Annotated in this window: 18 protein-coding genes; all 18 read left to right on the top strand. The window is 57.5% G+C overall.

Annotation, left to right across the window (positions count from 1 at the left end; translation table 11 throughout):
- The first annotated feature begins 6 nt into the window (after nucleotides 1-6).
- The 18 genes from HPY65_07845 to HPY65_07760 all read left to right on the top strand — a co-directional run bounded on the left by HPY65_07845 (nucleotide 7) and on the right by HPY65_07760 (nucleotide 20,162).
- Nucleotides 7-333, top strand: a complete 327-nt coding sequence (locus HPY65_07845) for a hypothetical protein (protein NPU84387.1) — start codon at nucleotides 7-9, stop codon at nucleotides 331-333.
- Nucleotides 330-575, top strand: coding sequence for a hypothetical protein (locus tag HPY65_07840; GenBank protein NPU84386.1), 246 nt, complete (start codon nucleotides 330-332; stop codon nucleotides 573-575). Before HPY65_07845 ends, HPY65_07840 begins: the two co-directional genes overlap by 4 nt.
- Nucleotides 575-1,072 (top strand): DUF1804 family protein, encoded by a 498-nt coding sequence (locus HPY65_07835; GenBank protein ID NPU84385.1) that lies wholly within the window; start codon nucleotides 575-577, stop codon nucleotides 1,070-1,072. The genes HPY65_07840 and HPY65_07835 overlap by 1 nt, the downstream gene beginning before the upstream one ends.
- Complete coding sequence (locus HPY65_07830) at nucleotides 1,059-2,624, top strand: hypothetical protein (protein ID NPU84384.1); 1,566 nt, start codon at nucleotides 1,059-1,061, stop codon at nucleotides 2,622-2,624. Before HPY65_07835 ends, HPY65_07830 begins: the two co-directional genes overlap by 14 nt.
- On the top strand, nucleotides 2,621-4,126 hold the full coding sequence (locus tag HPY65_07825) for a hypothetical protein (protein ID NPU84383.1): 1,506 nt from the start codon (nucleotides 2,621-2,623) through the stop codon (nucleotides 4,124-4,126). The genes HPY65_07830 and HPY65_07825 overlap by 4 nt, the downstream gene beginning before the upstream one ends.
- Nucleotides 4,127-4,240: 114 nt before the next feature.
- Nucleotides 4,241-5,044 carry a hypothetical protein gene (locus tag HPY65_07820; protein NPU84382.1) on the top strand — a complete coding sequence of 268 codons (804 nt, stop codon included), beginning with the start codon at nucleotides 4,241-4,243 and terminating at the stop codon, nucleotides 5,042-5,044.
- Between the two features lie 33 nt (nucleotides 5,045-5,077).
- Nucleotides 5,078-5,356 carry a hypothetical protein gene (locus HPY65_07815; GenBank protein ID NPU84381.1) on the top strand — a complete coding sequence of 93 codons (279 nt, stop codon included), beginning with the start codon at nucleotides 5,078-5,080 and terminating at the stop codon, nucleotides 5,354-5,356.
- Complete coding sequence (locus HPY65_07810) at nucleotides 5,346-7,757, top strand: hypothetical protein (protein NPU84380.1); 2,412 nt, start codon at nucleotides 5,346-5,348, stop codon at nucleotides 7,755-7,757. The genes HPY65_07815 and HPY65_07810 overlap by 11 nt, the downstream gene beginning before the upstream one ends.
- Before the next feature lie 63 nt (nucleotides 7,758-7,820).
- Complete coding sequence (locus tag HPY65_07805) at nucleotides 7,821-8,297, top strand: DUF2190 family protein (protein ID NPU84379.1); 477 nt, start codon at nucleotides 7,821-7,823, stop codon at nucleotides 8,295-8,297.
- A gap of 1 nt (nucleotide 8,298) precedes the next feature.
- Nucleotides 8,299-9,411 (top strand): O-antigen ligase family protein, encoded by a 1,113-nt coding sequence (locus HPY65_07800; protein ID NPU84378.1) that lies wholly within the window; start codon nucleotides 8,299-8,301, stop codon nucleotides 9,409-9,411.
- Complete coding sequence (locus tag HPY65_07795; GenBank protein ID NPU84377.1) at nucleotides 9,408-10,094, top strand: hypothetical protein; 687 nt, start codon at nucleotides 9,408-9,410, stop codon at nucleotides 10,092-10,094. Before HPY65_07800 ends, HPY65_07795 begins: the two co-directional genes overlap by 4 nt.
- Nucleotides 10,094-10,603 carry a hypothetical protein gene (locus HPY65_07790; GenBank protein NPU84376.1) on the top strand — a complete coding sequence of 170 codons (510 nt, stop codon included), beginning with the start codon at nucleotides 10,094-10,096 and terminating at the stop codon, nucleotides 10,601-10,603. The genes HPY65_07795 and HPY65_07790 overlap by 1 nt, the downstream gene beginning before the upstream one ends.
- Before the next feature lie 118 nt (nucleotides 10,604-10,721).
- A complete protein-coding gene (locus tag HPY65_07785; GenBank protein ID NPU84375.1) occupies nucleotides 10,722-11,210 on the top strand; it encodes a hypothetical protein in 489 nt (162 codons plus the stop codon).
- A 13-nt stretch (nucleotides 11,211-11,223) separates the two neighbouring features.
- Nucleotides 11,224-12,393 carry a hypothetical protein gene (locus tag HPY65_07780; protein ID NPU84374.1) on the top strand — a complete coding sequence of 390 codons (1,170 nt, stop codon included), beginning with the start codon at nucleotides 11,224-11,226 and terminating at the stop codon, nucleotides 12,391-12,393.
- The gene (locus HPY65_07775) at nucleotides 12,393-12,842 is read left to right on the top strand and encodes a hypothetical protein (GenBank protein ID NPU84373.1); all 450 of its coding nucleotides are present in this window, start codon (nucleotides 12,393-12,395) and stop codon (nucleotides 12,840-12,842) included. Before HPY65_07780 ends, HPY65_07775 begins: the two co-directional genes overlap by 1 nt.
- Nucleotides 12,843-13,085: 243 nt before the next feature.
- Nucleotides 13,086-16,049, top strand: coding sequence for a phage tail tape measure protein (locus HPY65_07770; GenBank protein NPU84372.1), 2,964 nt, complete (start codon nucleotides 13,086-13,088; stop codon nucleotides 16,047-16,049).
- Entirely contained in the window at nucleotides 16,042-16,416 is a 375-nt protein-coding gene (locus tag HPY65_07765; protein NPU84371.1) for a hypothetical protein, read from the top strand. The genes HPY65_07770 and HPY65_07765 overlap by 8 nt, the downstream gene beginning before the upstream one ends.
- Entirely contained in the window at nucleotides 16,416-20,162 is a 3,747-nt protein-coding gene (locus HPY65_07760; protein ID NPU84370.1) for a hypothetical protein, read from the top strand. The genes HPY65_07765 and HPY65_07760 overlap by 1 nt, the downstream gene beginning before the upstream one ends.
- Nucleotides 20,163-20,221: the final 59 nt, after the last annotated feature.

Below are 20,221 nucleotides of genomic sequence, written 5' to 3'. Positions count from 1 at the left end.
TGACCGATGAGTCCTGAACATGTCTCGGCGCTTTCGTCCCTGGCGGACATCATCTCGAAGATCGGCACCTGGCCGATAGAAGTCATCATCGCCGTCGTCGTACTCGGTCCCTGGGTCATGATGTACCTGGTCTCGCGATCCATTGAGAAACGCCACAATGCAGCGGTGCAGATGTACGAGAGCAATGTCAAGCTGGTGCAGCATTACGAGAAGATAGCCAGCGAGCATGTGGACACCATCCGGCTCAGTACCGCGGCTACCACGGAGTTGACGACGTACCTGAAAAATCGAATCCCCTGCCACGAGCGGATCGCCGAGAGGTTTGGCAAATGAGCCTGCAAAACGAGATGCGGAGGGTACAGCTCACCAATCTGGAGCATACCGCGAAGCGGCTCCGGATGGAGATCGAAGACCTGGCCAGGATCATCTGCATCAACCTGGATTGCAGCCTGAAGCGTCCCGACGAATTACCCGTTGAGGAAGTGGACAGCCAGTGGGACGACCTGAAATCCAAATGGGCAGAGCTTGCCGTCGTCTCGTCGAATATCCAGCGGCTGAAGACGGAGTTGGGGTAATGGCCGAAAAGGGTGCCCGCATTGAGTTGGAGGCTGTGGCCCGGCAGATGTTCATCGACGGTCAGTCCCTGACGGCCATCGAAACCGTGCTGGGCGTTTCCCGGCAGACGCTGTCCGCCTGGAAGGCGCGGACGAAGAAGCCCGGTGAGGAGTTCGATGAATGGGACAAGGCCCGGGCGAGGAAGGCCACGTTTGGACTCCGGATGGAGGCCCTTCTGGAGCGGGAACTGAGCTTTGCCGAGGAGCGGGAGCCCGGCGCAATCGAAGGAGCGACCCTCGACAACCTTTCGAAGCTGGGTGCCCTGGTCGTTAAGTTCCGGGCGGTTGAAAACCAGGGGGCCGGATACGACCGAGCCCAGGTGTTCTTGGAGAATATGCAGTGGATCGTCGCCTGGCTGCGGGAGAACGATCCGGAGGGACTGAAGATCCTGGCGGCGGACTTCGACGCAATGACGATGCAGTTCAAGACGGAGTGCATGAGCCATGGCAATGCGTAAGCGGCCGAACCTGACCGAGGGGCAGTTCGACAAGCAGGTCGATGAGCTGAAGAAATGGATCCGCGAATCCGTTTCGCCCTTCGAACGGGACACGCCGGCCAGGCAGGCCGCCCGCAAAGAGCGGGGAAGGACCGACCTGCTCTATTTCTTCCGCACCTACCTGCCGCATTACTTCAGCGTCGATTTCGCCGAGTGCCATCAGGAGTGGCAGTTCATCACAGAGCTGAAAGATCAGCTCGCTCTGGTCGGGGCTCCCCGCGAGCTGGCCAAGTCCACCTTCTTCACCCTGGGGAATCCGGTTCACAAGATCGTCTACGGGCTCAAACGCTTTATCTGGCCGTGTTCCGATACCCATGACCAGGCGGCCGCGTTCTCCCTGCAGATCAAGCTGGAGTTGGAGGAGAACCCCCGCATCAAGCATGACTTCGGCAACCTGAAGACGAAGTCATGGAGCGATGACGAGTTTGAGACGTCCAACGGCGTCATGGTGATGGCCAGGGGACGCGGCGACAAGGTGCGCGGGATCCGGTATCGGCAACACCGACCGGACATGGTGATCTTCGACGACATGGAGAACGACGAGACGGTGGAAAACCCGCATACCACGAAGAAGATAAAGAACTTCATTCGCGGCGCGGTGCTGGGTTCTCTGGGCCGGGGATATTCCGCGATCATGGTGGGGAACCTCTTTTCTCCGCTGTCCGCGATCTCCCAGTTGATCGCCGAGGAGGACGAGGACGGCCTGCCTCGTTATGAATCCAGGGTCTACGATCTCATCCTCGATGAAGGAACGCCCGACGAGCGGTCCCTGTGGCCGGCAGCCTGGCCGATGGAACGGATCCTGAAGAAGAAGCATGACGTCGGAACCTATACCTTCAACAAGGAATACCGCAACAAGGTCGGTACCGAAGATTCCCCGTTCCCGGAAGAGCAGGTCCGGTACTTCGAGCGGATCGAGGTGGTCAACCGCGAGCTTCTTTTTGCGACGGCCGTCGACCCTTCCGGAACCTCCACCAGGGGCAGCGACTTCCGGGCTGTTGTCACATTCGGCCTGGATCCCAAAGAGATGATCTTCCCGTGCATGCATGCCTGGATCAAGCGTCGCTCCATCGGCGACATGTTCGCCGCCGCCTACCAGCAGAACGATACATATCCGGGGATCGTGGTCATCGAGGAAAACATGTTCAAGGACTTCCTTCATGAAGCGATCCAGAATTACGCCAAGGAGGTGAACCGGTTTCTCCCCTGGTCCCCGATCCAGCACAACACCAAGAAGATCGCCCGGATCGTCGGCACCTGCTCCTACCTGTGGGAACACGGGAGGATCCTCTTTGAGAAGAACCACAGCGACCAGAGGGTTCTGATCGAGCAGTTCGTCTACATCTACAACCAGACGGTTCATGACGACGGGCCGGATTCCGCAGAGATGGCGATCAGGAAACTGCAGAGCGGGCTGGTGAAGCCGGCCGGCGTGAGCAGCGAACCAGAGCAAAACGATTACCGGGCGCACAGAACGGGCGTGCTGGGCCGGTTTTCCAGGAGGGCGGCGTGAGCGGAGCCATTTCCAGGCATCTGAATAACGAGCTGGAATTCAGGGTAGCCCGGCGGATCGCCGAGGAGAAGGCCACCCTGCAGGAAGAACGGGTCGCCTCTCAGCCGGAGCGGATCCGTGCGGCGAGCGTATCGGATAGTCTCGGTGCCCCGGACGCCGACGGCACGGTCTGGCGACGGCTCACGACGAATCCCAACCGGGACCTGATCCCGGTCATGCAGGATCGCATGATCGAGATCGCCTACTGGCTGTGGGAGACAAACCCCCTGGCCGGGTGGCTGATCGACATCACAACGGCTTTCATCCTGGCGGAAGGACTCCCGTACGAGGCGAAGCATCCGGACGTGAAGGCGGTCCTGGATGGTTTCTGGAACGATCCCATCAACCGCATGCCTCTCTTCTTTCCCAAGCACGTGGACGAGCTCCATATCTTTGGAGAGCTCTGCCTGCCCGCGTTCACGGCCGCCCAGACCGGACGGGTGCGTTTCGGCTACATCGACCCGGCCCAGATCATGGATGTCATCACGGATCCGGAGAACGTGAAGGTCCAGATCGGCGTCCTGACCAAGGGATGGATCGGGGAAGTGGCGGGCTATTCCATCGCCACGGAGGCGAAGAAGTACCGGACGATCCTTCCGCCCGAAGCGGACTATGTTCTCTCCCCCGCGGCGCAGATGCTGCGCGAGCATTTCACCGACGGGGATTGTTTTTACTGGTCCATCAACAACGTCTCCAACTCGCCCCGGGGCCGCTCGTCACTGCTCCCCGTGGCGGACTGGCTGGACGCATACGAGCAGTACCTGTTCGACTATGCGGACAAGTGGCCGCTGCTCAACAGCTTCGTGTGGGACCTGATGGTGGATGGTGCGGATGACGCCCAGATCAAGGAGCATATCAAAGCCTTCACCAAGAAATCGGGAACCGTCTACGGCCACAACGAAAAGGTCACGCTCACGCCTTCCGCGCCCAAGCTGGAATCCATCGAGGCCGGCGAGGGAGCGCGGCTCTTCCGCAATCACATCCTCGGGCGCTTCGGCTATCCGGAGCATTGGTACGGCGGCGGCGGAGACGTCAACCGCGCCACGGCTGCGGAGATGTCCTCCCCGGCCATCAAGATGCTCAAGCGGAAGCAGTTCACCGTGAAATACATCCTGGAGGACATGTGCGCCTATCAGATCCGCCAGGCGAGAGCCGCCCGCTACCTGAGGGTGGGCGACGAGGAGGCCGGACAGTATTCCGTCATGCTGCCCCAGATGGAGACCAAGGATGTCGCAAAGCTGGGGACGGTGGTGCAGCAGGTGGGCGCGGCCCTGATCGGGGCGGAGAACCAGGAATGGATCGACAAGGACACGGCCCGGCAGATCTTTGCGGCCATCACGGCTTTCATCGGCGTCGACATCGATCTCGACCAGGTCAAAGAGGCCATCAAAGAGCAGAAAGAGACGAAGGGTTACAGAGACTATTCCAGGACCAAGAAAGCGGAGGTTGGGAACGACGCCTGAAAATGCCCTGTAAGGCGTTTGGACGTCCGAATGACCCAATACCCGAATATGCCGTTGACACGTTTTATAAACATGTCAACGGGCCTCAGAAACGACATTTGAAGGGGCTCTCGGATGCTCACGGCGTCCACCGCGATCAAGAAGGCTCTCCAGGCCAAGGAACAGGGCATCCTTTCGGGGACGGAATCAATGCTCGCGATCCTCTCGGATCTGCATGGCCAGGTGATGACGGAGCTCGGGAAGGCGGCCCTGGGATCCTTCGATGCATACCACCTCCGCCAGATGTTGGATTCCATCGAATACCAGGTCGCGAATTACACCCTGCGAGCAAAGGCGGAATTGTCAGACCGCTTGAGCGAGGCCTGGAACCTGGGGACGAACCTGGTCGATTTACCCCTGGCGGTCTCGGGCATCCGCATGGGGAGCTATCATCTCTCCACGGCCGTTCTGGATACGCTCAAGGACTACAGCAACGACTACCTACAGAACCTGTTCGGCGACGCCTGGTACAAGGTGAAGGGCGAGATCACCCTGGGCGTCGTCGGGGGGAAAACACCCCAGGAAGTGGCGGAGAGCATCGGGAAAACCATGGATGCCGGACAGTTCAAGAACATCGCAGCCCGGGCGGAGACCATCACCCGGCACGAGATGGGGACCGTGTTTTCCAAGGCGTCCCAGCTCCGGATGGAGCAGGCGGCCGAGAGCGTCCCTGAGATGGAGAAGCAGTGGATCCATGCGGGACATCCCTTCCGGCCGCGGCCGTCGCACATCACGGCCCACGGGAAGCATGTGCCCGTAAACGAGTCGTTTGTCATCGGCGGCGTGCCGATGATGTTTCCCCGGGACCCGAAGGCACCGCTCAAGGAGACGATGAACTGCGGCTGCGATCATGTGCCGTATCATCCCGACTGGGAATAACCGATCACATCAAACACACGAGGAGGATCAGAGATGGCGAGATTCGATCAGAAGTGGCTGGAGGGCCTGACGTACCTCAGTTCCGAAAAAAAGAAGACCGTGAAAGACGGCAGGCCGGTCACACAGAACATCCCGACGGAACGGCCCCTGGCCGAGGCGGACGTCCTGGACTGGAAGGATCTCGGCGACTCCGTCGTGATCGTGGCGGGCGACGGGCAGAAGCACAAGGTTTCGAAGGGGGGAAAGGCAGATGCTGCGGCCGATGAAAAGAAGGGCACGGGGAAGAAGGAGGGAGGGTCCGATGCATCGTGAGAGCGGCGTCATGAGAGTGATGGTTGTGGGATCCTCGCCTGGCGATATCGTCGGTCTCCAGTCGGAGATTTGCCGGCTCGTGGCGGCGGGATCCGCCGATGGTCAAAAGAGCTTTGAGGATATCCGGGACATGCTCCGGCAGGCCCTACCGAACTATGTCTGGATCTGCGAGGTGTTCCCGGATCATGTCATTGCCCAGGACGATCCTGGGGACAAGTACTGGCAATACCCGTACACGATTACGGATGACCAGGTGACCCTGGGGCAGCGGGTGGAGGTGGAACGCCAGTATGTGAAGGTCCAGGCGGCCTCCCGCCTGTCGGCGGCGATGGGGACGGATGCGGACGGCGATTATGGCTACCGGTGGCGCGTGCAGATCAACGAAGCGGGCGTCGATCTGCAGAAGATCGCGGATTATTCCCTCGATGTGCTGAAGGCGGCGGCTCCCCTATATGAAGGCGTAAGGGTCTTTGCCCTCTCCCAGGGACAGCATGCCTCGGACGCCAATCCCTACGGAAAATCGGTGCGGGACCTGGTGGGCTGGCTCTCGGATGTGGTTCCGAATGCGACAGGCCTGGAGGGAACGCTCAACATCCTGAAGAGCGCATCCTGGCTGCGGGACATGGCGCTGGACGCCTGGAAGCGGGGCAAGCGGGATCTGATCGGCCTCTCTCACGACGTCCTCGCGAAGACGGCAACCGGCAACAGGCTGGGGCCGAAGAAGGTGGAGAAGATCGTCCGGGTCGACTCGGTGGACGTGGTGTACGACCCCATTGCCGGGGGCAAGTTCTTGAGAATGGCCGCAGCCAAGACGGCGGGCCGAAAGGAGGCAGAGATGCTGGAAAGACTGTTGGCCGCCCTGAGGGCGCAGAGGCCCGATCTGTATGCGACCATCGAGGCAAAGGTGACAGGCGGAACGGTAACGGAAGAGGAGGTCCTGACCCTGCTCACGAAAGGGCTGGCTCCCTCCGGAGACAAAGACATGAACGAGCGGATCGCGGCGGCGGTGAAGACCGCCCTGGCCGATGCCGGCGGAAACGGTGCGGATGTTCAGAAGGCGCTTCAGGACGCCCGGATTGTCGCCTGCTCCCTCACCCTCAAGGACGAGCTCAAGGAGTCCGGGCTCCCCGATCTGTCCCAGGAACGGTTGCGGAAGCAGTTCGGAGAAAAGGTTTTCGAGCTGGAGGTCCTGCGGGCGGCGATCAAGGACGAGAAAGAGTACGTGGACAAGCTCACGGGATCGGGATCGGTGACCGGATCCGGACAGGCCCGGGTGGGAAACGAGGAGCCGGAACGGATCCAGGCGGCGATGGATAAGCTCTTTGGCGTAACCGTGGACGACCGGTTCAAAGACGTCGCCCCCTTCTCCTCGATCCGGGCCGCCTATACCCGGATCACGGGTGATGCCGAGGTGCGCGGCACTCTGACGCCGGAAGGAATCCGCTTCGGCGAAGCCTTCATGGGCTATCAGCGCATGCCCGCCGCGTACAGCACCAGTTCCTTCAGCTATGCCCTGGGGAATACCCTTTACCGGAGGCTCATCCAGGATTACCGGGCCGTGGATTACGGGGAGCAGGCCCTGATCAGCTACAAGCGGAACGCGAAGGACTTCAAGACGATGGAGTCCGTCCGCATCGGGTACTTCGGCGACCTTCCCGACGTCGATCCGCAGGCGAAGGACTACGAAGAGATCTCGATGGTGACCGATGAGGAGATCTCCTATGCCCTCAACCAGAAGGGGGTGATCCTCACGGTGAACCGCATCGTCATCATCAACGACGATCTCCGGACGGTCCAGACCCTGATCGCCAGGCTCGGGCGGGCAGCACGCCGGACCTATGCCCGGCGCGGCTGGAACAAGATCAAAGACAACGCCACCTATAAGGGGGACAGCAAGGCCATGTTCCACTCGGATCACGGGAACCTCGGCAGTGTGGCCCTCACCAACGATGCCACGGGCATCACCACGCTGACCAACCGCCTGGTGGCCATGTTCAACCAGACGGAGAAGGATTCCGGGGAGGTCCTGGCTTTGGATCCCAAGTATCTGTGGGTGGCCCGCTCCTACCTGGAAATCGCAAAGGCCCTCAACAGCCCCTGGCCCATCGCCGGAACGGTCAACCCCCATGCAGGCAAGTTCGGCGTGAATCATGAGCGGATCCTCGTGAACAAGCTGGCGACGGACACCAATGACTGGGGCCTGATCGCCGACCCGGCCGACGCGGAGCTCTTGGAAGTGGCCTTCCTGAACGGACAGGAAGAGCCGGAGCTGTTCGTGGCGGACAATCCCCTGGTGGGGCAGATGTTCGTGGGCGACAAGATCCAGTACAAGCAGCGCCACGAGTATGAGTGGGAGATCGCGGACTATCGCGGATTCGACAAGTCGGTCTGCGCCGGATAGGTCCGGAACCTTGCAACCAACGGGGAGGATCCGATCCTCCCCTCTACGATTGAGGAGGAAACCATGAAAAAGCGTCATCAGGGATTTTTCGCGCTGCTCTTTGCCGGGCTGTTCCTGCTTCTGCTGGTGCAGACGGCGGATGCCGCGAGTTGGTGGACACAGAAGTATGTCCGGTATTCGGCAACGGCGGGAGAAACCCTCACCACCGGGGACGTCGTCTGCATCAAAGGATCCGACGGCGAGGCCTACAAAGCCGATGCGGACGATTCCAGCCTCCGTCCGGCCGTGGGGGTAATCGACAAAGGGGGGGCATCCGGTTCCACGGTCGAGATCGTCGTGGACGGCGTCATCTCCGGGATGACGGCCAAGAGCCCCGGGGCGACACTGTACTTGGCAACGACGGCCGGCGCGTTCACGACCACGGCTCCCACGAACGAGCAGACCATCGGATGGGTCCTGCCCGGGACAGCGGGGAGCTCGTCGTCCACCACCTATTTTATCCGGGTTGAAGCGAAGAAGTCTCCGAGTGCGGGCTACTGACGTGAAGAAGATCCATGAAATCCTGTTGCTGGCAGCCGTTCCGGGGCTGATGTTCTGCATCGTTCCGGTAACCGGGATGGAGCTCCGGCTGTCCTGGCAACTGGCCGCTATCTGGCTGGGAGGACTGGCCTTCACGGCCGTCCTCTCCAGCTGGTGGTGGAAAGGCTTCTTTCTTCTGGCCCTGGCCAGGACGGCGACAATCCTTCCGCCGGCGTACGAAGCCTATCTTGGACTTTTAATGATCGCCCTGTTTCTTGCTGCAGCGGAAGGATTTCGGCGGATCGATCCGGACCGGATAATGGACGGCATGTGCCTGGCTGCAATTGTTCTTTTGCTGTGGATGTCCCTGCAGCAGTGCGGATGGGCAAAGACCTGGTTCGGTCCCGAGCGGATCGCCGGGCCGTTCAATCCGGTCTCCGGCGGCGTCTTCCTGGCGCTTTGCCTGCCCGCCTGCATGCGGGAGGATCGGCTGCTCCTGATCCCCTGCATTGCCTGGGGGATCATGATGACCGGGTCATCCACGGCGTTTCTGGCGGCGGTTGCGGGAACCCTCTGCTTCGTCTTCAGGAGGTATCGGGATCAGGGATTTTTAAAACGCTTCACCGCCCGGAGCGGGTTTGCCGTCCTCCTCGTCCTGATCGTGCTCACCGGGATCTGGTTCAGCCAGGTGAGATCCTTCGGAAACATGATCCAGGGGGAACGCTGGACCGCCTGGAAGCATGCAGCCTGGTCGCTCCGGTCGGAGGCGCTTGGCCGGGGCATCGGCACCTGGCAAACCGTTTTCCCCCTGCTTGCCTCCGGAGACCGGCGTCTGGGGGATGTACGAAACGAAGGTCGGACTTTGGTGATGAACGACATCTTTGCCGAAGCCCACAACGAATACGTTCAAACGGCATTTGAGTTGGGGATCCCGGCCTTGTTGCTGATCGCCGCGTTCATGACCGCGACGGCCTGGGCGATCCTTCGCGGGACGATTGCCCCGCACGTGGCGATGGGCATGACGATCCTTTTTGCAATCTGTTTCGGCTGGCATGTCTTTCATGTTGCCCCCACGGCGCTGCTGGGCAGCGCCTGGCTGGGGCTTTCTGAAAGCCGGAGAAGGGAAGATCGATGAGCACCCAGGCAGACCTGAGAACAAAGGTCATTGCGATCGTGAAGGACACGTCGGAGAAGCTCGTCAATCCGACCGATTACGATGCGAAGATTGCGGCGGCGCTCAATCGCTACTCGAAATTGCGGCCGGACAAGCTGGTGGAGGACGTCGCCGGCAGCGGCACCTGTGACCTGGACCTGCCCGAGGGCTGGGTCGATGAATTTTCCACCGTCAAGAGCATCGAGTATCCCGTGGGCGACAATCCGGAGAGCATCCTCGATGCGGACGAGTACGCCCTTTACCAGTCTCCGGACGGGGAGAAGATCCGACTGAGAAACAATGCCCCGGCGGCGACGGAAGTCGTCCGGGTCGCCTATACGGTTCCGCGGAGCGCGACCAACGTGCCGGCCGTCGATGTCGAGGCCGTCTGCAGCCTGGCGGCCGCCCTGTGCCTGGAAGACCTGGCGAATGCAGCGGTTCAGACGGCCGATTCGACCATCAATGCGGACGTGGTCAATTACCGCACCAAATCCGGGGAATTCGCCTCCCGGGCGAAACGGCTGATGCAGCTCTACAAGGATCACCTGGGCCTGAAGGAAGATGACACGACGCCCCCGGCGTCCGCCGTCGCGGATTTTGATCAGAAGTACCCGGGCGGATTGGAACGGCTGACACACCCACGTTGGGCGAGGGAGCGACGCTGATGAGCGATCTCCGGTTCGAGATCCTGCAGAGCGGCCCCATCCTTACCGGGAAGGGGCCGGAGATCGTGCAGGCGGAGCTGGACCGGGCAATGGAACTGGCCGTCAACCTACTCCTCCGCGAGGTGAAAAAGGACACTCCCGTGGGCGTGCGAGGGGCGGAAGGAGGGCTCCTGTCCACGATCCAGAGCGATATCATCGGCAAGGGTACGCCCGTTAGTATTGGCATTGTCGCCACCACATCCAAATACGGCCGCCCTGTGGAGCTGGGGACGAAACCCCATATGCCGCCGTCCTCCGCCCTGGTCCCCTGGGTAAAGAAGTTTCTGGGTTATGAAGGAAAGAAAGCAGATCGCGTCGCGTTCGCCCTGGCCAAGGCCATTGCCAAACGGGGAACCGAGGGACGGTACATGTTCGAATCGGCGGCGATGGAAAAAGAAGATGCGGTTCGGAGGATCTTCATGAAGGCGGGATTCGAGATCTCCAAGAAGCTTGGCGGGGTCTGGTTATGAACAATTATCTGGCGATCCTTTGTGTCTGGACTCCCCATGACGGATCGCAGCAGATCAGGGGATGGGATATCGCCTGTATCAGGGTGAATGACGCCGACATTATCCGGAGACTGCGGAAATGACACCCTTGGCGGCCATACGAGCTCAGATCAAGGTGATCCTTTCCTCGGTGACGGGAATAGGGATTGTGCATGATTATCAGCGATTTGCGGTGGATTGGCAGAAGATGTTGGACCTGTTCAAGGATGACGATCGAATCAATACCTGCATGTTCCGCCGGGAGAAAATGATCAAGCGCAGGATCATCCTCGGCAATCCAAGCAGCCAGCCGCACAGGATCCACATCTTCAAGATCATCTGCATCAGGGGGCTGAATGATGCCCAGGCCACGGCTGTCTCTTTCGACGATGATCTGGCTGCAGTCGAGGAGGCGTTCGAAGGTTATAAAACACTGAATGGTACCTGCGAGACCATCAATCCCGGCTTCGGACCGACTGAAGGTGAAGAAGGCGTTCAGATCAGTCTGGTTGAGGAACGGATGTTCGGGAACGTGTTGTGCCATTACGCGGAACTTAGACTCAGCGTCCAGGAACGAAACGCAAGATAAGGAGGACAGAGCCATGACACAGGCAAGAGGTTCGAATACCCAGGTCGGTTATCAGGAGGAAACCACGTTTGCGACGATTCCCGCTTCCCCGGCCCTGAAAACGCTTTATTTCGCGTCGGAGAACTTCGCGGAAAAGATCGCCGTGAATGCATCAAACGTGATCCGCAACAGCCGGAATCCGGTCATGCCCACCCGAGGGGCGCGTGACGTTTCTGCCTCCATCAAGACGGAGCTTTCCCCCCAGATCGGGACGCTCCTCAGGGCGGCCATTGGAAGCAACACGACAACCGGCGAAACGTCTCCCTATACCCACACCATGAAGGTCGGCACACTCCCGTCGCTGATCTTCGAAAAGGGCTTCACGGGATTGGCGGCGTATCTCCTCTACCTGGGCTGCAAGGTCAATAAGATGAGTATTTCCGTGAGGCCGACAGGGTATCAGGAGGTCTCCTTCGATCTCCTTGGGGCATATGAGGCCCAGGCCCTGAAATATGACGGGCAGACCGGGAATTTTGCTGCGGGTCTCATGGCGTCAGGAGGAACGAGCCTGCATACGGGCCGGATCAAGGGAGACAATGACGGCGGGGTATCCGGTACGCTCGTCCTGATCGATTCCACCGGCGTCTTCCAGAACAACGAGGCGCTCACCGATACCGGAACGGGTGCGGCGGTCGTGGACGGCACCCTTGGCGACTCGTCCATCGACTCCTCGCATACGGATCCCGGCCATACGCCATTCGACGGATTCTCCATCTCCACGATCCAGGAAGGCGGATCTGATATCGCCTATCTGTCGGCGGTTGATCTCATCCTCGAAAACAACCTGGACGGCAATTCCTACGTGATCGGGGGCGGCGGGATCCGCAGGGAGATCCCGGAAGGCCTAGCCAAAGTGTCGGGTACGATCACGGCCCTTTTTGAGAGCATGGCGCTTTACCGGAAGGCCATCTCCTTCGCGGAATCCAGCCTGAAAATCATCTGGACGCTCGGCACCGGGGCTGGGACTGCGGGCAACGAATCCCTGGAGATCCTGGTTCCAGAATTGAAACTGTCGAAAGAGACGCCGGTGATCGACGGTCCCGGGGGCATCCTCTACAAGGGACCGTTCGAAGCCTATTACAACGATTCGGCCCAGGTATCCACCATTCAGGCCATCCTGAAGAATGCGGAGGCGACGGTCTGATGGATAAGACGACAAGGCTTTTCGATTACAAGTCCGCGCCGCGTTACCTCATCAACGATAAGACCTATGTCCAGACTCCCCTGGTATTGGGGCAGGTTCGGCAGCTGCTGGAAGTCCTGAAGGATTTTCGTTTGCCGGAGGAATTTACGGCACCCCAGCTAATGGAGTTGCTCGGCCCGGACCGTCTTCCGGCCGCCCTGGCCGTCGTCCTCACGGAAGAGGGCAAGTCTCCCAGGGACAAAGACATCGCCGCCCTGGCAGCGGATCTCGAATTCTCCATCACGGCGGAAATGGCGCTGCAGGTCGTCAACGATTTTTTCGCCTGCAACCCGATCTCTTCGCTTTTGGCGGGGATGAGAGGGGCACTCGGGTCAATGATGACAAACCTGGCGGTGGCCTTGAAAAACGAGGGCGAGGAGACTGGATCGAAAACCTCGTCTGCATCCTGACAGCCGGAGACCTGACCAGGTGTGACGCCATTCTGTGGGGATTCACCCCCGCGGCATGCAAACCGTATTTGGAATACCAACTGCGCCAGGTCCTGTTCCGTGAAGCAATCCTCGGGATCCTCGTCGGCGAGTCGGAAGCAGAGAAGCAAAGCCGGCAAGAACGCGAGTATTGCGAGGCATGCAGAAAAACAAAACGGAATAAGGACTGCTCCACCTGCCTGAGAAACATCACGGTGATCGGCAATGGGTGATACAAACGCCGTACTTATCCATATCCGGGGCGACGTCGCGGACATCAACGCGAAGTTGACGGACCTCAAGGGCCGTATCGAGAAGGTCACGTCGGAAACCCAGCAGATGGGGGCGGCGGCGAAGGAGCATTTCGGGCAGATCCCCGAGATGGCCGGGAGAGCCTCTGGATACGTCAAGGGCCTGGCTACGAATGTGATCGCCCTGGCCGTCGCCTATAAGACCGTCCAGATCGGGAAGGACATCTTTGAAAAAGGCTTCCGGGGCGTTGAGGAATACAGCCAGACCGTAGCCTCGATGGCCGCGATGGTTGCCACGTTCACGGAAAGGCAGAAGGGAGCGAGCCTTTCCGATCAATGGAAAGAAGCCCTGTCCTATTCCCAGGCCATCGTTCCCATCCTGGAGAACATCGCGGCCAAGACCCTTCTCTCTGGCCAGGAAACAACGGCCCTGGCCAACGCCTTCGCCCGCACGGGCGTTTTCCTCGATGCCGGAAATGCAAAACAGGTCGAAAGCTTCACGCGGATCTCGAACGCACTGCCCCTGATGACCCAGGGCCAGGAGATCATGCGGCAAATCAATACCGAGATCCGCGCGCTCATGACAGGGCAAAATGAAGCCACGTCCATGATGCTGCAGACCCTCAAGGCGATTGATCCGGAGATTGAAAAGCATCTCAAGGCATGGCGCGCTGAGGGAACCGTCCTCGAAAACATCGGAAACTTGCTGGAAGGATTCGGCCCGGCAACGGCTCTCCTCGAAAATCAGTGGCAGGCCGTCAAGTCCACCATCGACACAACTGTTACGCAAACCCTCCGCGGCGGGATGTTCCCCGTCTATGAAGACATCATCAAGCAGACGAAGGATATCAATTCCTTCCTGGAGGAGCACAAGGGCTCGATCCAGGGAGGAATGAAGGTCGGATGGATCACCGTCAAGGAGATCGTCGGTGGCGTAAAAGAGTTCCTGGGCGGCTTCGGGCCGATGATCAAGGATATCACTTCCGGCGTGGGTGCTGTCGTTTCAAAATGGTACGTCGTCTTCGGTGTCCTCAGGCCGATCGGTGAATTGATCGGGAACCAGATCTCACTGACCTATGAACTCGTCAAGATGTTCGGAAATGCCATTGTTGCGGCCGGTGCCCTCGCGGCCATGCAGCCGGAAGTGGCCAAGGTCGCATGGGAAGAGGCGAAGAAGAGCTATACCAAGGTCGAGCAGCTGAGCCTGAGGCAGACGGACATCGTCACGAAAGGTATTGACGAATCGATCGCCAAGTATGAGGCTCTGGCGAAAAAGGCGCTGGAGGCCGATGCAGGACCGGGAAGTGATGCCGCATCGAAGAAATTCAAAGCGAAGCCAATCTCCGGGCTGACCGCCGAAGAGAAGAAGGCTGCAAAACAGGCCCAGAGGGAAGAAGAGGCCATCCTTGCGTCCCTCACGGAGCAGAATAAGACCTATTACGAGACGGTGGTCAAGGAGGCCAAGAGCGCGGCCGAGCTGAAGAGGAAAATCGGGGAGAACGAGCTCGACGTCGTGATTGAACTCTATGCGAAAGAGCAGACCGCCCTGAATGACTGGTATGAAAAGCAGGCCGATATCATCAACCGAACATTCAAGGCCGACCGGGTCAAGCAGGAAAAGCTGCATGCGCTGTACCTGGAATATTCCAAGAGGTGGAGCGAAAACGAGAACACAAAGGCAATCGCGGTTGAAAATTATGCGAAAAAGGCAATTTCAACCACGGCGGCACTTTACAAGATCATCGCCGATTATTCGGATGAGTCGGTCGCTGCAGAAATCGCCAACCTCGATGAAAAATACAGGGAGCTGGCGCGCTACACAAAAGACTCTGAATTGCTGGCCAGGGCGAGGGCCGTTGACGAGCAGATCATCTTTACCAATCGGGACAAGACAATACTCAGCGCCCAGCAATCATTCTATGCCGAGATTAACAAGAATGCATCGGAGGCGACGGCTGCACAAATCGCATTGTGGCAGCTGGAGGCAGATGAATACATCAAGAAGACGAAAGACCAGTCCGGGGCCGCCGCCTGGCTGAGGGAGAAGATCCGCCAGCAGGAAGAAGGCAAGGCAACGGACCAGGCTTCATTTTATGACCAGATCCCCGGTTACTCGGAGGTTGCCTATCAATACCGTCTCGATGTGATCGAAAAGCAGGCGGAAAAGCATCGGGAGGCCGGTGATGACGCCGCCGCCGTCGGTGCCTGGGTGGCCGACCAGAACAGGAAGGCCTATCTCAAGATGGCCGAGACGTCCGATGACTGGTTCGTCGGGATCAAGGCCGGCTGGATGGAAATGCAGGATGAAGCCGGGAAGACAGCCGGCAAGGTGAAGGATGTATTCAAGAATGCAATGGATGGGCTTTCCGAGCAGCTAACGGACCTCCTGGTTGACGGAGAGGCAGATTTTCAATCGTTCGCAAAGTCAATCCTCAAGCAGCTGCTGAAAATTGAAATCCAAGCCCTCATCACCGGGCAGGCTACTTCCTCCTTGGGTGGTGGAGGTGGTGGAAGCTGGATCACATCTGCCATCGGCTTGATCGGGTCGATGTTCGGCGGGTCTTCATACAATACGGGCGGGGAAACAGACCCGGAACTCCTCGGCGGTATGGCCAAGGGTGGAGTTGTTTCCGGCGGTAGAATCACCCCTTTTGCCAAGGGCGGCACTATCGTTTTCAACCCCACTTTCTTCCCAATGGCCAATGGAACGGGCCTCATGGGCGAGGCCGGGCCGGAGGCAGTCCTGCCCCTGAAAAGGCTCTCCAACGGCAACCTGGGCGTTCAGGCGACCGGCTCACAGCATACCTCCATTGGGATCAGCGTCCCGGTGTCGGTCACTGGCAGCGACACGTCTGAACGGATCTGGAAGTCACCCGCCTTCCGCAACGAAGTGGAAACCCTGGTGGCGGCCCTTGTGAGGAAATACGCCAATGCCTAACGCCACATTGGGAACCCTCACCTTTGCCCAGAACCCGGACACGATGACCCTGATCAAAAAGGATCGGGATGTGGCCTGGGTAAAGACTTATACCTCCGTCGCCATTTTCACCTGGGGCAGCAGCTACGAGGGAAAGAAGCTCGATCTGGCATGGAGCTACATGGAGACGAGCGAATTTGACGACCTGGAGGACATCCAGGATGCCGACGCGCAGGTTGTTTTTGATCCCCAGGACGACTCCGGAAAGACTTTCAACGTGGAGATCCTGGCCCTGGATGGAGAATATCACCTGTATCTCGATGACGACACAGGCCACTACCGGAAGAACGTCAAGTTGACGCTCCTGATCATGAGCGAGGCCACATAATGCGGACCTTGAACGCGACCTTGCAGGCCAACCAGGACGGAAACCGGCGGTCACCCCTGGTCGAGATCCTTTCCGGGGATCCGACCAATGCCATTCCTTTTGACGGAACAGTCCTGACCACCGAGACCATCAACGAATCTGATCCTTGTGTCCTGGTTCATTCCCTGGGCCGCCTGGTGGGTTGTTATATCTATGGTCCATCCGGGTCTTTAAATAATATTTATGACATTCGATATTTTTATACCGATGCCGGGAAAACGACTTTCACCATAGTTCCCATGAGCCTTTATAACGGCTCTGATGCAATCGTAATCAAAAATGTTTCCATATGTGAAATGGCAAATGGAAATATCGCTATTGTATGGCTTGAAGATAATCAATCTGATCATAACTACTACATCAAATATCAGATCCTCACGGTTACCGGGACAAAGGTTTCTAATGGAACCATTGATTCATGGTTGCATGATTATTATTCTGATGGAATTGCCGTCATTTATAATCCGCTGGCAAATGAATATCTGGTTGTAACAGCCGGGGAATATGAGACGCCAACCGAATATGTTGTTTATACGATCACCAGCACGGATTTCCAGACTTGGGGAGATCGGGGCATTGTGGCCGATGCAACCCCTTTAAAATGGTCTTCCCCCGCCCTGATGTATGATGCGTCTCACGCAACATTTTGGCTTTGGATCACGGTTGTGGATGGTGTCGGGGGATCGGGGGAAGAACGGACAAATGTTTATTATGCCACTTCCCCTGATGGAGCGACATGGACCCTGGGCGGGGCCATGACCGCCTATGATGATTTTGCGACAATCGGGAATCACGGTCGGTCTGTCATGAAATCAGCCACTGAAATGTATGCGATCTGGACCCAGGAACAGAAATCCTTGATGGTCAACGAGAATGCCGATGGATGGCTTTCCCCGAGTACAGGCGGAGGCATCGGTGTTATCTCACAACTTCATTTTGATGCGACAAACCGGAAACTCTATATCACGGCCTGCGGTTATTCGGGAATTGCCGTGAATCGGGTTGACGTTGATGCTTGGGAAATTGATGCAGCATGGTCATACCCGAACGGGGATTTTCATCAGATCTTCGGCGGTCCTGCATTTGGATATTCTCTTGGATCGATCAATTCAGGCCATTATATCGCCGTCCATACCCTGGGCCAGATGAATAGGATTTTCGTTCAGATCCTGGATGGGGAAAATGATTTAATCATCCGGAATTATGCCTTTGGATCATGGCCCGTTTATTCAATCACTCAAAACGTCACGGCGACCCATACTTACGGATTGACTCTGTGCGCTGTTCAGATTGATCTGACAAGCGATAAGGTATGGTTTTTCAGTCATTTGAATTGGCAATTCATCATCGGATATATTCCTTTCAGTACCGGATCCCTGACTTATACCGAGCATATTGTTTGTGCAGATTGCAATCCTGGCGTTGCCGGGACCGCGAAGCTTTATTTGAATGTTAAGTTCAAGGTTTATCCGGAATATGGTTATATCCTTGTTTATGGGAATGACACCAATGTCCAGCAGGGAGCCGGATTCTGTTCTGTTTATAATCTAGCAACCGGTGTTCTTATTAAGAATTATTACGTTGCGGCTTATCCCGGTTTTCCTGAAAGAGGTTTGGAATGCGCGGAAATCTATAACGGGAAGATCTATGCTGGATTTGACCATTCAACGTATTACAGCCAGGGAAGCAATTATGGATTGGTGGTCATTGATCTAACCACCGATGCAATGATTTGCCATAGGCCGACTTTTGCGACGGTTGATGATTATGGATTCACAGACATTAAAGTAATGGCTGATGGAAGGATGCTGATCACGTCATCCGTCTATGGTTTAATCATTTATGATCCGGCTTTGAACACATGGGTAAATTATAGCAACGCGAACAATCCGGGATTTACCACGCCGGCAGATGACGAATTCAATCTCCTGGAATACGACGAAACAGGCGAATTGATCTTTACCACGTTCGGGGCTCTTACTGATCAGGAAGGAGTCCTGGCCATTTCCACCTATGGCGCCTTCAAAGAATCCTTTTATAAGATCGGCACCTATTCAGCCGGAGCCTGGACCTGGGGGAAGGCTGACAACATGGTCCTGGAAAACAATACCTATGACCTTGAAGCCGCGATGGATTCCGAATCGGGGACCCTTTACGCCTTCGGTGTTTTCAAAGACATCGAGGAAACCTCGATCTGGTGGGATACGGAAGCCCCGGCATTCGATTTGGCGCCTTTCTGGATGCGTGATTCCGGCCTTGAACTGACCTGGACGATTGACGGAGATCCCGGAAAGCTGGAATTCACAATCACCCACGGCCACCTGTTCGATCCCTACAACCTGGCATCCCTTTATCGGAAGTATGTCGACAAGGGGCGCAAGATCTCTGTGCGCCTGGGGGAGTTGATCGGCGGTGTGGAGTATTGGGAAAACCAGGGCACGTACTGGATCATCGAGCGGAAGATGGAAGGCTACCAAAGGGGCAAGCTGCCGACGCTCAAGATCACCGCCGAGGACATGCGGACCCTGTGGAAGTTCAAGGAGATCATTGCATCCGCTGAATATTCTGACGACCCGACGGACATTATCGAAGGGCTCATCATAGCTGCGGACAGTACCGTTGACGCGGGGGATTTCTCCTGGCCGACCATCGACAACGAGACCACTCTTTACCATCAATGGGTTGAAACGGCGCTCCTGGATGCCATCCAGCAGATCCTTGATAGGTACGGCTATTTTCTCAAGATCACCCGGGATGACAAGATTGCTGCCGGGAAGATCGCCCTGGACAACGCGATCACCCATACCTATGGCGACTCAACGCAGATCCTTAATTTCACCCCTGATGACACCTTTTCCGACTTCACGAATCAAGTCGCCGTTGTGGGTCAGGAGCGGGCCTACACGGAGGTTGTCTATGCCGAGGAATTGATAAAGACGTTGAGCGGAACCTGTGGATGGTATGGGTTTGAAAATGACTTCATCGTCTATTATTCCGACGACCAATCCGCCCGGTTCCGGTCCCCCCGACTGTTCATTGTTGAGTCGGCAAGCACCATCGCATTCGATTTGGCAGGGGGCGTTGATGAGAGCATTACGTCCGTTGACACGAATGAAAAATACTGTGTCGTAACAGTTAGCGCCCCGGATCTGAGGCCGCCCCTGGTGATCCAGGTATCCATTTATCTGGCGGCGGCCTGGATTCCCGACATCGTTGTGGCGTTCGGCTTCATAGCGAATGGAGGGTTCACCATTCCCGTCGGGCGGTTCGTTCAGGCGCTGGCGATGGTCATCATCCTCAACATCACAAGTTCAATCGGAAACTTCCAATATGAAATACATGGCCTGCCCGTCGGCTACGTCCGCCGTTCCGTCCAGGCAACTGCCAATGATTTTGAGCTCCAGGGGCAGATTGGGAAAGTCATCTCAACGAAGATCGAGAGCGAGTTCTGTTACACCACGGAAGATTGCCAACTGGTGGCGAACCACGAGCGGGACGTCTTGAAGGGCCAGCGAAAGCGGTTGACGTTCGATAAAGTATCACACCTGCAGGATGAGGAAGGCGACACGATCAGCGTTATCCATCCTTATTCAGGACAGGCCATGACGGTTTTCATTACGGACCTCAAGCGGACCTACAGGGTGCCGTCCGGAGTCAAGGAAGAGGCATCCTGTGTGGATAAAATCGAAGGCTGGTATGTGTCGTGAGACTATACAGCAGGCAGTTCATAAGATCTAAGGTTGACCGGCAGATTGCGGCCCGCGGC

The sequence above is a fragment of the Syntrophaceae bacterium genome (genome assembly GCA_013177825.1).
GTDB lineage: Bacteria > Desulfobacterota > Syntrophia > Syntrophales > PHBD01 > PHBD01.
The sequence above is the reverse complement of the archived record's forward strand: the minus strand, read 5'-3'. Positions and strand labels throughout refer to the sequence as shown.

Bases quoted from the DNA above. Each gene is read 5' to 3' on its own strand.
- HPY65_07845 (NPU84387.1), top strand. From the start codon at position 7: ATGAGTCCTGAACATGTCTCGGCGCTTTCGTCCCTGGCGGACATCATC.
- HPY65_07840 (NPU84386.1), top strand. From the start codon at position 330: ATGAGCCTGCAAAACGAGATGCGGAGGGTACAGCTCACCAATCTGGAG.
- HPY65_07835 (NPU84385.1), top strand. From the start codon at position 575: ATGGCCGAAAAGGGTGCCCGCATTGAGTTGGAGGCTGTGGCCCGGCAG.
- HPY65_07830 (NPU84384.1), top strand. From the start codon at position 1,059: ATGGCAATGCGTAAGCGGCCGAACCTGACCGAGGGGCAGTTCGACAAG.
- HPY65_07820 (NPU84382.1), top strand. From the start codon at position 4,241: ATGCTCACGGCGTCCACCGCGATCAAGAAGGCTCTCCAGGCCAAGGAA.
- HPY65_07815 (NPU84381.1), top strand. From the start codon at position 5,078: ATGGCGAGATTCGATCAGAAGTGGCTGGAGGGCCTGACGTACCTCAGT.
- HPY65_07810 (NPU84380.1), top strand. From the start codon at position 5,346: ATGCATCGTGAGAGCGGCGTCATGAGAGTGATGGTTGTGGGATCCTCG.
- HPY65_07805 (NPU84379.1), top strand. From the start codon at position 7,821: ATGAAAAAGCGTCATCAGGGATTTTTCGCGCTGCTCTTTGCCGGGCTG.
- HPY65_07795 (NPU84377.1), top strand. From the start codon at position 9,408: ATGAGCACCCAGGCAGACCTGAGAACAAAGGTCATTGCGATCGTGAAG.
- HPY65_07790 (NPU84376.1), top strand. From the start codon at position 10,094: ATGAGCGATCTCCGGTTCGAGATCCTGCAGAGCGGCCCCATCCTTACC.
- HPY65_07785 (NPU84375.1), top strand. From the start codon at position 10,722: ATGACACCCTTGGCGGCCATACGAGCTCAGATCAAGGTGATCCTTTCC.
- HPY65_07780 (NPU84374.1), top strand. From the start codon at position 11,224: ATGACACAGGCAAGAGGTTCGAATACCCAGGTCGGTTATCAGGAGGAA.
- HPY65_07775 (NPU84373.1), top strand. From the start codon at position 12,393: ATGGATAAGACGACAAGGCTTTTCGATTACAAGTCCGCGCCGCGTTAC.
- HPY65_07770 (NPU84372.1), top strand. From the start codon at position 13,086: ATGGGTGATACAAACGCCGTACTTATCCATATCCGGGGCGACGTCGCG.
- HPY65_07765 (NPU84371.1), top strand. From the start codon at position 16,042: ATGCCTAACGCCACATTGGGAACCCTCACCTTTGCCCAGAACCCGGAC.
- HPY65_07760 (NPU84370.1), top strand. From the start codon at position 16,416: ATGCGGACCTTGAACGCGACCTTGCAGGCCAACCAGGACGGAAACCGG.